The organism is Limimaricola sp. AA108-03, from assembly GCF_050847355.1.
Classification (GTDB): domain Bacteria; phylum Pseudomonadota; class Alphaproteobacteria; order Rhodobacterales; family Rhodobacteraceae; genus Limimaricola.
Genome location: NZ_CP193755.1, coordinates 1,195,338 through 1,207,556 on the forward strand (window position 1 = coordinate 1,195,338; position 12,219 = coordinate 1,207,556).

At 65.8% G+C, this 12,219-nt stretch carries 13 protein-coding genes; 11 read left to right on the plus strand and 2 right to left on the minus strand.

Annotated elements, in window-relative coordinates:
- Position 1 precedes the first annotated feature (1 nt).
- Together ACRAQ3_RS05865 and ACRAQ3_RS05870 are read left to right on the plus strand one after the other, a co-directional pair.
- Positions 2-1,381 carry an alpha,alpha-trehalose-phosphate synthase (UDP-forming) gene (locus ACRAQ3_RS05865; RefSeq protein WP_432255992.1) on the plus strand — a complete coding sequence of 460 codons (1,380 nt, stop codon included), beginning with the start codon at positions 2-4 and terminating at the stop codon, positions 1,379-1,381.
- A gap of 237 nt (positions 1,382-1,618) precedes the next feature.
- Positions 1,619-2,524 carry a YihY/virulence factor BrkB family protein gene (locus ACRAQ3_RS05870; RefSeq protein ID WP_269397935.1) on the plus strand — a complete coding sequence of 302 codons (906 nt, stop codon included), beginning with the start codon at positions 1,619-1,621 and terminating at the stop codon, positions 2,522-2,524.
- A 271-nt stretch (positions 2,525-2,795) separates the two neighbouring features.
- Here the strand turns inward: ACRAQ3_RS05870 and ACRAQ3_RS05875 are convergent, their stop codons facing one another.
- The gene (locus tag ACRAQ3_RS05875) at positions 2,796-3,608 is read right to left on the minus strand and encodes a response regulator (RefSeq protein ID WP_085894849.1); all 813 of its coding nucleotides are present in this window, start codon (positions 3,606-3,608) and stop codon (positions 2,796-2,798) included.
- A 117-nt stretch (positions 3,609-3,725) separates the two neighbouring features.
- Here ACRAQ3_RS05875 and ACRAQ3_RS05880 point away from each other — a divergent pair, with 117 nt between their 5' ends.
- From ACRAQ3_RS05880 to ACRAQ3_RS05920, 9 genes are all read left to right on the plus strand, one after another.
- Positions 3,726-3,941 carry a NepR family anti-sigma factor gene (locus ACRAQ3_RS05880; RefSeq protein WP_432255993.1) on the plus strand — a complete coding sequence of 72 codons (216 nt, stop codon included), beginning with the start codon at positions 3,726-3,728 and terminating at the stop codon, positions 3,939-3,941.
- 1 nt (position 3,942) lies between these two features.
- Entirely contained in the window at positions 3,943-4,500 is a 558-nt protein-coding gene (locus ACRAQ3_RS05885) for an RNA polymerase sigma factor (protein ID WP_085894851.1), read from the plus strand.
- Positions 4,497-6,254: a sensor histidine kinase gene (locus ACRAQ3_RS05890; RefSeq protein WP_432255994.1), complete on the plus strand. Its 1,758-nt coding sequence runs from the start codon at positions 4,497-4,499 to the stop codon at positions 6,252-6,254. The genes ACRAQ3_RS05885 and ACRAQ3_RS05890 overlap by 4 nt, the downstream gene beginning before the upstream one ends.
- Positions 6,255-6,265: 11 nt before the next feature.
- On the plus strand, positions 6,266-7,933 hold the full coding sequence (locus ACRAQ3_RS05895; RefSeq protein WP_432255995.1) for a hypothetical protein: 1,668 nt from the start codon (positions 6,266-6,268) through the stop codon (positions 7,931-7,933).
- A gap of 424 nt (positions 7,934-8,357) precedes the next feature.
- A complete protein-coding gene (locus ACRAQ3_RS05900; RefSeq protein WP_085894854.1) occupies positions 8,358-8,999 on the plus strand; it encodes an ATP-dependent Clp protease proteolytic subunit in 642 nt (213 codons plus the stop codon).
- 148 nt (positions 9,000-9,147) lie between these two features.
- A complete protein-coding gene (gene clpX, locus ACRAQ3_RS05905; protein WP_269397939.1) occupies positions 9,148-10,413 on the plus strand; it encodes an ATP-dependent Clp protease ATP-binding subunit ClpX in 1,266 nt (421 codons plus the stop codon).
- A 4-nt stretch (positions 10,414-10,417) separates the two neighbouring features.
- Positions 10,418-10,795, plus strand: coding sequence for a RidA family protein (locus tag ACRAQ3_RS05910; RefSeq protein WP_432255996.1), 378 nt, complete (start codon positions 10,418-10,420; stop codon positions 10,793-10,795).
- A gap of 67 nt (positions 10,796-10,862) precedes the next feature.
- On the plus strand, positions 10,863-11,246 hold the full coding sequence (locus ACRAQ3_RS05915) for an NADH:ubiquinone oxidoreductase subunit NDUFA12 (RefSeq protein ID WP_432255997.1): 384 nt from the start codon (positions 10,863-10,865) through the stop codon (positions 11,244-11,246).
- Positions 11,231-11,599 carry a DUF2155 domain-containing protein gene (locus tag ACRAQ3_RS05920; RefSeq protein WP_373568041.1) on the plus strand — a complete coding sequence of 123 codons (369 nt, stop codon included), beginning with the start codon at positions 11,231-11,233 and terminating at the stop codon, positions 11,597-11,599. Before ACRAQ3_RS05915 ends, ACRAQ3_RS05920 begins: the two co-directional genes overlap by 16 nt.
- On the opposite strand, the gene aat is transcribed toward ACRAQ3_RS05920, so the two are convergent.
- Positions 11,563-12,216, minus strand: a complete 654-nt coding sequence (aat, locus tag ACRAQ3_RS05925; protein ID WP_432255998.1) for a leucyl/phenylalanyl-tRNA--protein transferase — start codon at positions 12,214-12,216, stop codon at positions 11,563-11,565. The two genes, ACRAQ3_RS05920 and aat, sit on opposite strands and share 37 nt — an antisense overlap.
- Between the last annotated feature and the right edge of the window lie 3 nt (positions 12,217-12,219).

Sequence of the window (12,219 nt, forward strand, 5' to 3'; positions counted from 1 at the left end):
CATGTCCGAAGGCCGTCTCATCGTCGTTTCGAACCGCATCCCCACGGAGGCCGCCCCTTCGGGCGGTCTCGTCGTGGCGCTGCACGACGCGCTCAAGGAGCGCGGCGGCGTGTGGATCGGCAATTCGGGCAAGCGTGTCGATGCGGAGGAAACAGCGAAGGGGCTGACCCGCATCGCCGAGACCCCCTATGAGCGCTACAGCTTCGATCTGACCGAGGAGGAGCATCAGGGCTTCTATCTCGGCTATGCCAATGCCACGCTCTGGCCGCTGTTCCATCACCGCACCGACCTGCTCGCGGTCGATCCCGATCAGGCGCGGATCTACAGGGAGGTGAACGAGCGCGTGGCGGGGCTGATCGCCGAGGTGGTGCAGCCCGGCGACGCGATCTGGGTGCATGACTATCACTTCCTCCCGCTCGCCGAGGCATTGCGTCGGCGCGGCGTGCGCAACCGTATCGGGTTCTTCCTGCACATCCCGTTCCCCAATCCCTCCGATCTTCCGGCACTTTCCGAGCGCAAGCTGATGCCGGGCTGGCTCTCGGCCTTCGACCTGATCGGGCTGCAGACCCGACGCGACGTGTCGAACGCGCTCGATTTCCTGCGCGACAGCGGTGCCGAGATCCTGCTGAACGGCAGGCTCAAGATGGGCGACCGACGCTTCGAGGTTGCCAGTTTCCCGATCGGCATCGATGTCGACGGCTTCATCCAGGCCGCCGAGGAGAACGCCGATGCGGGCGAGCATCTGCGGCTGTCGCCGGGCGAGCGGCTGGTGCTGGGGGTCGACCGGCTCGACTATTCCAAGGGGCTGCCGCAGCGCTTCGCGGCCTTCGGTGAATACCTGTCGCATCGGCCCGATCCGCAGATCCGTGCGACGCTGCTGCAGATCGCGCCGCCTTCGCGAGAGGATGTCGAAGCCTATCGCGAAATCCGTCAGGAACTCGAAACCATCACCGGCCGGGTCAATGGCGAGATGGCCGAACTCGACTGGACGCCGATCCGCTACATCCGTCGCAACATCGGTCGCAAGATCCTCGCCGGGCTCTATCGCCGGGCCGATGCCTGCCTGGTGACGCCCTTGGCCGACGGGATGAACCTCGTGGCCAAGGAATTCGTGGCGGCGCAGGACGGGGCCGATCCGGGCGTCCTGATCCTGTCGCATTTCGCCGGTGCCGCCGAGCAGATGGAGGCGGCGCTGATGGTGAACCCCTATGATCCGGGCGAAACCGCGCGCGCCATCGAACAGGCGCTGTCGATGCCGCTCCATGAGCGGCAGGCGCGGCATCTGAGCCTGATGCAGAGCATTCGCGAGGCCGATATCGGCTGGTGGACGCGGACCTATCTGGCTGCGTTGCAAAAGCCGCTGGCGAGTCCCGGCAACTAAACGATCGGACGCCAGCTTTTTTCGGGAACCAACACCGGCGTCGCAGGTTTGATGGATGAAGAGGCGCCGTTCCCTCGCCTCTCTCATTCCCCAAAGGCCGGCGGCGGACCTTCCTGATCATTCCCTCGGGGAAGATCCCCCGCCGGCCACCCCCCTTCCTCCAAAGCCTTCACAACCTGCGATCGACATGCAATCTTGCCGTTGAGCGACTATCCGCTCATGTTGAGTGGAGCGCGCATGTCTCGAGGAAGGTACGGCCCGCGTCTGACTCCGCGACGGTTCTGGCGATTGCTGGTCGGGCTCTGGACTTTATCGAGCGAGGTACAGCTCGGCCTGATTGCGGCAGGAGTCGCCTTCTACTCGATTTTCGCGATCTTTCCCGCCATCGCCGCGCTCATCGCGATCTTCAGCCTGCTGGCGGATCCGGCGGTGCTCGAGACACAGCTCGAGATGATGCGCGAGATCATCCCAGTAGAGGCCTACGGGCTCCTGCGAGAGCAGTTGACGCTGATGGTGTCGACCCGGCCCGAAACGCTCGGCTTCGCGACGCTCCTTTCGACCTTGGTGGCATTGTTCTCGGCCCGCAACGGCGTCGCTTCGCTGATCCTCGGGCTCAACCAGATTTACGGGCGACCGAACCGAAACGGCGTGCGGCAGATTTTCGTGGCGATCCTTCTGACGCTGTCGCTGATCGCGATCGCCGTGCTGGCGATGCTGGTGGTGGTGATCGCACCGATCCTCCTGACGGTACTGCCTCTGGGCAGCCGTACCGGTTGGGTGCTCGAGGCCATCCGGTGGATCGCGGCCTTCGGCGTGGTGCTGGCCGGGCTGGGCGTGGTCTATCGTTTCGGGCCGAACATGCGTGGCGCCCGAGGCGGTTGGGTCACGCCGGGGGCCTTTCTGGTGATCCTGTTCTGGCTCGCCGCCTCGGCGGGGTTCTCCTACTACCTGTCGAATTTCGGCAACTACAACGAGGTCTACGGCTCGATCGGAGCCGTGGTGGCGTTGTTGATGTGGTTGTTCATCTCGGCATGGCTGGTGCTGTTCGGCGCCGCGATCAATGTCGTCTGGGCCCGGATTGCCAGATCCGAGGAGGCGCCAGCCGAGATACGTCCGGATATCGGGCCGAGCGAAATCGGCTGAGGGCTTATCAGTAATTTTGCCTGAACGTCTGCACGATTGCTGTTGGGTGCTGGCATGACCTCAGCTCGACTTCCAGAAGCTGAGTGCTGGTTAGGCCTGATCCCGCCTGCACGAGAAAAAATGCAGAGCCCATCAAGGGGGGCGTGAGATCCGTGTGGCTTGAATACAGTGCGACATGACCTTGTCGCTTTTATCAGACGCTACCAATCACATCGGGCAGCGTTCGAGGAGTTCCGGCTCCCAAGCGGGAGCCGGAACGATCCATTAGGCCTCAGCCGTGCAGCGGGCCGGTCGAGGAGAAGAACATCGCCTGGCTGACCGCCGAGCGGACCTGCTCCTCGCCATAGGGCTTCGAGATCAGGAAGGCAGGCTCGGGGCGTTCGCCGGTGAGCAGCCGCTCGGGGAAGGCGGTGATGAAGATCACCGGAAGGCTGCCATGCGCTTCGAGGATGTCGCGCACCGCGTCGATGCCCGAGGAGTTGTCGGCCAGCTGGATATCGGCCAGCACCAGATCGGGCTTTTCCTGCTGGGCCAGCTTGACCGCGTCGTCGCGGGTGCGTGCGACGCCGGTGATGGCGTGACCCATGTCGGAGACGATGGACTGCAGATCCATGGCGATGATCGCCTCGTCCTCGATCACGAGGATGCGGCCCGAGATGCTGTCTTCCATCTCCTGGCGGGCGATCTTGACCAGATGCTCGACTTCCTCCTGATCGGTCTGCATGATCTCGGCGATCTCGGAGGTCGAGAAATCCTCGATCGTGTTGAGCAGCAGCGCCTCGCGGGTGTTCGGGGTCAGCTTCGACAGATGCGCCTGTGCGGCGGCGGCCAGACCGCTCTCGTCGCCCGAAACGGGCGCGCCGGAGCTGATCCAGATCATGTGGAAGACGCGGAACAGCGCCGTGCGGGGCGAGGCGTCCGTGTCAAAGACGGAGCGGTCCTCGAGGATCGCCTCAAGGGTGGCCGCGGCGTAGGTATCACCGCTGTTCTGGCTTCCTGTCAGCGCCCGCGCGTAGCGGCGCAGATAGGGCAGCTCGTGCCCGATCACCGTGGCGAGGTCGGGTGCGGTGGTGGTTGTCGTCATCGGCTGAGAGTCCCCAAATTCATTTTTTCTGGAACCGAACGCGGCCGCTTGCATTGTGGTTCCATGATGCGGTCATGCTAAGCGAGGCTGCGGACAATGACGAGGGTATAAGCGGGAATGACACAGAGGGACCAGGGGAGCGCGCGTGGAGACATCGACGCCCATTTGAAGCGCGCCTTCCAGCAGCTCACCGACGAGGCTTTGCCAGACCGGTTCACCGATCTGCTGGCGCGGCTGAAGGCCGGTGAGGATGCGGCTGCCGCATCGTCCGACGCCGACCAGACCACGCCGGACAGGGAAACGGCGGATGCAGGCAAGGTGGGCAGGGGCTAGAATGAGCCATCAAGATCCGAGAGACGAGCTGGTCGGGCACCTCCCGGCCATGAGGGCCTTCGCGCTGTCGCTGACGCGCAATGGGGCCCAAGCCGACGACCTCGTGCAGGACACCGTGGTCAAGGCGTGGACCAATTTCGACAAGTTCAAACCCGGCACTAATCTGCGGGCCTGGCTGTTTACCATTTTGCGCAACACCTTCTACTCGGGGCGTCGCAAGGCACAGCGCGAGGTGGCGGATGTCGACGGGGTGTTCACCGCGTCGCTGGCCGAAAAGCCAGCGCATGACGGTCGCCTGCAGATGAACGATTTCCTGCGGGCCTTTGCGCAGCTACCGGACGAACAGCGCGAGGCGCTGGCGCTCGTCGGGGCTTCGGGCTTTTCCTACGAGGAAGCGGCCGGCATGTGCGGCGTGGCGATCGGCACCATCAAGAGCCGTGCCAACCGGGCGCGCGTCCGTCTCGCCGAGCTGCTGGAGCTCGAAGACGAGGACGGGCTGGGAATGACGGATGAGGCAACGATGGCCGTTCTTGCGGCCCATGGTGGGCCTCACTTGTGACCGAAACGACGGGCGAGCGGAACCGGGCGGCGCAGGCCGGCGGCTGGTTCAGCGCGCATGGGCTGGTGTTGCGGGTGGTCGCCTTCCTGACCATCGCGCTGATGCCGATCGGGCTTATCGCGATCTATCAGACCGCCGAGTTCCAGCGCGAAACGCTGCGGCGGTCCGAATTGTCACTGCTCGCGCTCACGGCGCAGGCGGGCGCGCCGGTGGAACAGACCATCGAGCGCGCCTTCGGCGTGGCCGAGGCTCTGGGCGTCGTCATCGACGAGCTCGACGATGCCGAGAGCTGTTCGAGCTATCTCGACCGCTACATCGAGGGGCGCCGTCTCTACGCGATGATCGGCTTGGTCGATGCCGATGGCATCCTGCGCTGCTCGTCGCTCGACGCGCCGCTCGACATGCGCGAGACCCGCATCTGGGAGCAGATGTCGGTCTCGCCCAACTCCATCGTGACGCTGAGCCAGCGCACCGAGATCGCCGACGAGCCGGTGATCAACGTCGCCAGCCCGATCGAGACCGGGAACGGGTTCAAGGGCTATGTCCAGCTCGCGATCCCGCAGCGTCGCATCGCGTCACCGGTCAGCTCGGTTTCGCCCGACCGCAAACCGATCCAGCTCGTCACCTATAACGAGCTGGGCGAAGTGCTGACGGTGCAGAACGCCGGGAAACCGCTCGAGGATCTGCTGCCGGAAGGGTTCGATCTCAGCGAACAGACCGGCTTGCGCGCCACTGCCTCCGCCGCCCGCGCGCCCTCCGGCGAACGACTGGTCTACGCGGTGACGCCGCTGGTGACGGGCGCGGTCTTCGCGCTCGGTATCTGGCCCGCTGCGGAAGGCTTCGCCACGCCCTGGCTGACGAACCTCTTCCCGATCCTGATGTGGGCGGCCAGCCTTCTGGTGGCCTATTACGCGATCCATCGGCTGGTGATCCGCCATGTGCGTCGGCTGGGCCGCTCGATGCGCCGCTTCGGTGCCAACCGGCAGCTGCCGCCGCAGGGAACGGCGGGTGACATGTCGCGCGAGCTGCGCGAGATCGAGGGCGAATTCGTGCAGATGGCCGGCAACATCCTGCAGGACGAAGCCCGGCTCGAGGACCAGCTGCGCGAACGCGGGATCCTGCTCAAGGAGGTGCACCACCGGGTCAAGAACAACCTGCAGCTCATCTCCTCGATCATGTCGATGCAGATGCGTCGGACCCAGGATCCTGCCACGCGCGAGATCCTGAGCCGCCTGCAGGACAGGGTGCTGGGCCTCGCCACGATCCACCGGACCCTCTATGAGAGCGAAGATGTCGGTCGGGTCAACGCGGCGCGGCTGCTGCGCGAGATCGTCGCGCAGCAATCCGGCGCCTCCGGCGCTCGTCCCGAGATGACCACTCGGCTGGACCTCGAGGATCTGGAGTTGCTGCCGGATCAGGCGGTACCGCTGTCGCTCCTGACCTCCGAGGCGCTCGCCAATGCCATGGCCAACGCCACGCCGGACGCCGAAGGCACGACTTGGGTCTCGGTGTCGCTGCGGCGCGAAAACGGTGGGACCGTGCGGCTGGAGATTTCCAACTCCGCGCCCAGCGCCATGCCCGACCAGAAGACGGCCTCCAAGGGAGCGCGGGCGCAGGGCCTGGGGATGAACCTCATCCAGGCCTTCGCGGCGCAGCTCGGCGGACCTAGCGAGACCTTGCACGAGGCAGGTATATATCGCCTGTCGACCGGGTTTCCGGTGCGCGAAATGCAGTATGATCCGCAGGACTATTAAGGCTGGATGCCATGGATGAGGAGTTGGGCTTTCCGTTGCGCGAGCGGCGCGGCACAGGTCGCACCGATACAGATCGCGGCGAGAACGACCCCTCCCATGCCCGTTGGGCCCGTGCAGCACTCCCCGATCCGGAGCTGCCCGACGACCCGGATATCCCGCTGCCCCTGATCACCGCCGAACAGGCCTACCCGGTGTTCGAGCGCTGCTTCCTAGAGGCGCGCGACCGGGTGCGCATGTCGTTTCGCGTCTTCGACCCGTTTACCCAGCTGCATTCCGTGTCGGCCCGCAAGATCGGCGAAATCTGGTTCGACCTCATCGCCCACAAGCTGCGCGAGGGGCTGCGGGTCGAGATCGCGATCACCGATTTCGACCCGATCGCCGTCACCTCGATGCACGCGATGACATGGGATTCGATCCGCGGCCTGATTGCGGCGGGGGAGGCCTCGGGCCACCCGGAGCGGCTGGTGCTGCGACCGGCGATGCATCCGGCGCGGGTCGGCGCGGTGCCGCGCGCTCTGTTGTGGTACAAGACCTGGCGCGAGTTGCATCGCACGGCCTGCCAGCTGAGTGGGCTGCCGCCCGAGGACCGCGCCGAAATGCTGCAGCTGCGGCCCGGGTTGAGGGATCACATCACCGAACGCCGGGGCCGGCTCGTGGCCAAGCCCTGGCCGATCCCGGAACTCTATCTCGCGACCCATCACCAGAAGCTCGCGGTCTTCGACGACAAATGGCTGTATATCGGCGGTCTCGATCTCGACGATCGTCGTTTCGACACGCCGCGCCATGACCGGCCCGCGCAGGAAACCTGGCACGACGTCCAACTGTTGATGGGCGGCGGGGCCGTGGCCGATGCGCATCGGCATCTCGACAGCTATCTGCGGATCAACGCGGGCGCCACGCCAGAGCCCACGGGCCGGATCCTGCGCACACTCTCGGCGCATCGTACCCCCTCGATCCTGCGCATGTCACCCAAGCGGCAGGTCGAGGAGCTGTTCGACGCGCATCGCGACCTTTTTGCCGGGGGGCGCGACCTGATCTATGTCGAAACCCAGTTCATGCGTGACCGGGACATCGCGCGGTCCCTTGTCCGTGCGGCGCGAGCCAACCCCGATCTCGGCCTCATCATGGTGCTTCCGGCCGCGCCGGAGGATGCAGCCTTCGCCCGCGCGCGGATTGATGCGCGATACGGCGATTACCTGCAGGCGCGCTGCATCGGCAAGATCCGCCGTGCCTTCGGGGATCGGGCCCTGATCCTGTCACCGGCCGCGCCGCGCCGCGCCGGCCAGAAGGACGTCGGACCACGGGCCCGCATGTGGCGTGCGCCGATCATCTATGTCCACGCCAAGATCGCGATCGCCGATGATGTCGACGCTCTGGTGTCCTCGGCCAATTTGAACGGCCGCTCGATGCATTGGGACACCGAGGCCGGGGTGCGGCTTGCGGGCAGGGCGGCGGTGGAGCCGTTGCGCGACGCCTGCATGCGTCACTGGATGGGCGAGGCCGGGCCGCAGCGACCGGGCGAAAGCGGCCGCGAACTCGTGGCGCGGTGGCGCGGCATGGTGCGGGCCGACAGCGCCCGCGTGCCGGAGCTGCGCGAGGGGCTGCTCCTGCCTTATCCGCTGCGCCCCGCCTGGCGGCTCGGGCGCAACCTGCCGGGGATCCCAGAGGCGATGGTCTGAGCGGCGCCGCGCCGCGGCGCGGCGGAACCGCCGGCCGCACTCCGCGTTGGCCCCGACACGACCAGGAGGACGCCATGACCATCGCAACGATGGTGGCCGCCCTTGCGGGTCTGGTGGTGGTTGCGTTCCTGATCTTCCTGCTTACGGGCGGAGACGACTGATGGAAGGTGGGGAGCACCATGGCCGTTTCGCTGCCGGACGGTCACCCGGTGTCGCCTGTCGCGCCCGTACTGCTTGGGTACGGCAGGCGACCCGGTCCCCCGCCTCGATCTCCAGCCTTCGTTCACCGGTCCGAGGCCCGATGCCGCGCCCGCTGACCCCGCGCTCGCGCCGGGGTGCAGTTGAAACCCCCCGGGCAGACCACTAAGACTCTCGAAGGACAAGATCCGCACGAGACGCAAGCGTTCCCGAAAAGGCAGAGCAGATGCACGATCCCGTTGAGACCTACATGAACCTCGTCCCGATGGTGGTCGAGCAGACCAGCCGCGGCGAGCGCGCCTACGACATCTTCTCGCGCCTGCTGAAAGAGCGCGTGATCTTCGTCAATGGCCCGGTGCATGACGGCATGAGCCAGCTCATCGTCGCGCAGCTTCTGCACCTCGAGGCCGAGAACCCGAAGAAAGAAATCTCGATGTACATCAACAGCCCCGGCGGTGTCGTCACCTCCGGCCTGTCGATCTACGACACCATGCAGTACATCCGGCCCAAGGTCTCGACACTCGTGATCGGCCAGGCTGCCTCGATGGGTTCGCTGCTGCTGACCGCGGGCGAGAAGGGCATGCGCTTCTCGCTGCCGAACTCCCGCGTCATGGTACACCAGCCCTCGGGCGGCTATCAGGGTCAGGCCACGGACATCATGATCCACGCCGCCGAGACCCAGAAGCTCAAGAACCGGCTCAACGAGATCTACGTCCACCATACCGGCCAGCCGTTGGAAAAGGTCGAGGCGGCGCTCGAGCGCGACAACTTCATGTCGCCCGAGGAGGCGCGCGACTGGGGCCTGATCGACGAGATCCTGACCAGCCGCGATCAGGGCGAGGACAAGACGCCCAACACCGCCGGTTGATCCGGCGGGCGATCACCCCCGTCAAACCGGGGTGATCGCCGATACCGCGCCGGGATTTTGGCGTTGTGGCCGCGAAATGGCTGCCTTATCGTCTGATCAAGGGCAGTCCGAGAGAGATAAAGCAGGGCCGATGGCCCGGGGGTTCGATATGGCAAGCACGTCCGGCGGCGACAGCAAGAACACGCTCTACTGCAGCTTCTGCGGCAAGAGCCAGCACGAGGTGCGCAAGCTCATCGCGGGACCGACCGTGTTCATCTGCGACGAATGCGTCGAGCTGTGCATGGACATCATCCGCGAGGAGACCAAGGGTTCCGGCCTGAAATCCTCCGAAGGGGTGCCGACCCCGCGCGAGATCTGCGACGTGCTCGATGATTACGTGATCGGTCAGATGCATGCCAAGCGCGTGCTCTCGGTCGCGGTCCATAACCACTACAAGCGGCTCAACCACGCGGCCAAGTCCTCGGACATCGAGCTTTCGAAATCCAACATCATGCTGATCGGCCCGACCGGTTGCGGCAAGACGCTGCTGGCGCAGACGCTGGCCCGCATCCTCGACGTGCCCTTCACCATGGCGGACGCCACGACGCTGACCGAGGCCGGCTATGTCGGCGAGGATGTCGAGAACATCATCCTCAAGCTGCTTCAGGCCTCCGAGTACAATGTCGAGCGGGCGCAGCGCGGCATCGTCTATATCGACGAGGTCGACAAGATTACCCGCAAGTCCGACAACCCGTCGATCACCCGCGATGTTTCGGGCGAAGGCGTGCAGCAGGCGCTTCTGAAGATCATGGAAGGCACCGTCGCCTCCGTGCCGCCGCAGGGCGGGCGCAAGCATCCGCAGCAGGAGTTCCTGCAGGTCGACACCACCAACATCCTGTTCATCTGCGGCGGCGCCTTCGCCGGTCTGGACAAGATCATCGCGCAGCGCGGCAAGGGCTCGGCCATGGGCTTCGGCGCCGACGTGCGCGGGCAGGACGACCGCGGCATCGGCGAGATCTTCGGCGATCTCGAGCCCGAGGACCTGCTGAAGTTCGGCCTGATCCCCGAATTCGTCGGTCGTCTGCCGGTGATCGCGACGCTGACCGATCTCGACGAGGAGGCCCTCGTCACGATCCTGACCCAGCCGAAGAACGCGCTGGTCAAGCAGTACCAGCGGCTGTTCGACATCGAGGACACCAAGCTGACCTTCACCGAGGATGCGCTCACCGCGATCGCCCGCAAGGCGATCGAGCGCAAGACCGGCGCGCGTGGCCTGCGCTCGATCATGGAAGGCATCCTGCTCGATACGATGTTCGAGCTGCCGAGCCTGTCGAGCGTCACCGAGGTCGTGGTCAACGAAGAGGCGGTGAGCGATGGCAAGCCGCTGATGATCCATGCCGACGGCGCCAAGAAAGAGGCCGCCTCGGCCGGCTGAGGCCGTGCAGCGCTGCTTTACCTCCGGATCGGAGTTCGAGGGACGGATCGGCTACAGCCGGTCCGTCCTTTGCGATGGGTGGGTCTTCGTTTCCGGCACCACCGGCTACGACTACGCCACGATGACGCTGCCCGACGGCGTCGAGGCGCAGTGCAAACAGGCGCTTGCCAATCTCGAAACGGCGCTGAAGGCTGCGGGCTCCGACATGGGGCATGTGGTGCGCGTCACCTACATGCTGCCCGACCGGAGCGATTTCCCCGCCTGCTGGCCGGTGCTGCGCGCCGCCTGGGGCGATGCGCCACCGGCCGCGACGATGATCGAATGCGGGCTGATGGAGCTCCAGATGCGGATCGAGATCGAGGCCACCGCGCGGGCCCTCTGAGCCGCGCTCACCACTGGACCTCGGTCGCCGTTTGCGGCATGACGGGGCGCAGGACAGGAGACCGGTCATGAGCTTTGGCAGCACCCTCAAGCGCTTCTTCACCTGGTGGAACGGGCAGACCTTCGGCACCCAGCTCTTCACCTGGCGCAATGGCCAGAAGGTGGGCGAGGACCGGCAGGGCAACATCTTCTATCGCACCGCCGACGATTCGAGGCGCTGGGTCATCTTCAACGGCGAAGTCGAAGCGAGCCGTATCGATCCCGAATGGCATGGCTGGCTGCACCGGATCTGGGATCAGCCGCCGACCGAGCGGCCGCTGGTGCACCGTCCTTGGGAAAAGCCGCACGAGCCGAACCATACCGGTACAGAGATGGCCTATGCGCCGAAGGGCTCGATCCGCCGCGCGGCACCGACCGACATGAAGGATTACGACGCGTGGCAGCCCGAGTGATCCGCGCCGCGAGCCTTGCGCTGGCGCTCGTCGCCACGCCGGTGGTCGCGCAGGAGGCCGCCGTGGCCCCCGGTGGCGTGCTGCGCGTGCTCGACAAGATCACCGGTATCGTCACCGATCTCGATCTCGCGGCGGGCGAGACCGGCACGGTGGGGCATCTCTCGATCGAACTGGACGAGTGCCGGTATCCCGCCGACAACCCGGCGGGCGACGCCTACGAGCATCTCGTCGTGCGCTACCAGAAGATCGAGGAGCCGGTGTTCCAGGGCTGGATCATTGCCTCTGCACCCGCGCTCAACGCGATGGATCACCCGCGCTACGACGTCTGGGCGCTGCGCTGCAGAACCTCCTGAGCCGGCGCGGGCGGGCCAGGAGCGATGAAATCGCCCGGTAGCGCCAGCGCTTCGGCCAGCGCCGCCTTGTAGCGGGCGCGCGGGATCTCGACGAAGCCGAGGCTGGCGAGATGCGGGGTCAGGAACTGTGCATCGAACAGGGTGAAACCGCCGAGGCGCAACCGGTCCACCAGCCATGCCATAGCCAGTTTCGACGCATCGGTGCGGCGCGAGAACATGCTTTCGCCGAAAAAGGCGCTGCCCAGCGTGACGCCGTAGATGCCGCCGGTCAGCGCACCGTCATGGCGTATCTCGACCGAATGGGCGAAGCCCATGCGGTGCAGCGCGGTGTAGAGATCGAAGATCTCGTCGTTGATCCAGGTCTCCGGCCGGTCGGCGCAGCCTTCCAGTACTGCCTGGAAATCACCGTTCACGGCGATCTCGAAGGCACCCCGGCGCATCCGCCGGGCAAGACTGCGCGAGATCCGAAAGCGGTCGAGCGGCAGGACGCCGCGCCGCTGCGGGTCGACCCAGAATATCTCCGGGTCGTCCCGGCTTTCGGCCATGGGAAACACGCCCTGCGCATAGCCGTGCAGCAGCAGTTCCGGCGTCAGCCGAGGCTCGGGCCGCGAGACCATGCG

Bases quoted from the DNA above. Each gene is read 5' to 3' on its own strand.
- ACRAQ3_RS05895 (WP_432255995.1), top strand. From the start codon at position 6,266: ATGGATGAGGAGTTGGGCTTTCCGTTGCGCGAGCGGCGCGGCACAGGT.
- ACRAQ3_RS05870 (WP_269397935.1), top strand. From the start codon at position 1,619: ATGTCTCGAGGAAGGTACGGCCCGCGTCTGACTCCGCGACGGTTCTGG.
- ACRAQ3_RS05915 (WP_432255997.1), top strand. From the start codon at position 10,863: ATGAGCTTTGGCAGCACCCTCAAGCGCTTCTTCACCTGGTGGAACGGG.
- clpX (WP_269397939.1), top strand. From the start codon at position 9,148: ATGGCAAGCACGTCCGGCGGCGACAGCAAGAACACGCTCTACTGCAGC.
- ACRAQ3_RS05865 (WP_432255992.1), top strand. From the start codon at position 2: ATGTCCGAAGGCCGTCTCATCGTCGTTTCGAACCGCATCCCCACGGAG.
- ACRAQ3_RS05885 (WP_085894851.1), top strand. From the start codon at position 3,943: ATGAGCCATCAAGATCCGAGAGACGAGCTGGTCGGGCACCTCCCGGCC.
- ACRAQ3_RS05875 (WP_085894849.1), bottom strand. From the start codon at position 3,608: ATGACGACAACCACCACCGCACCCGACCTCGCCACGGTGATCGGGCAC.
- ACRAQ3_RS05900 (WP_085894854.1), top strand. From the start codon at position 8,358: ATGCACGATCCCGTTGAGACCTACATGAACCTCGTCCCGATGGTGGTC.
- aat (WP_432255998.1), bottom strand. From the start codon at position 12,216: ATGGTCTCGCGGCCCGAGCCTCGGCTGACGCCGGAACTGCTGCTGCAC.
- ACRAQ3_RS05880 (WP_432255993.1), top strand. From the start codon at position 3,726: ATGACACAGAGGGACCAGGGGAGCGCGCGTGGAGACATCGACGCCCAT.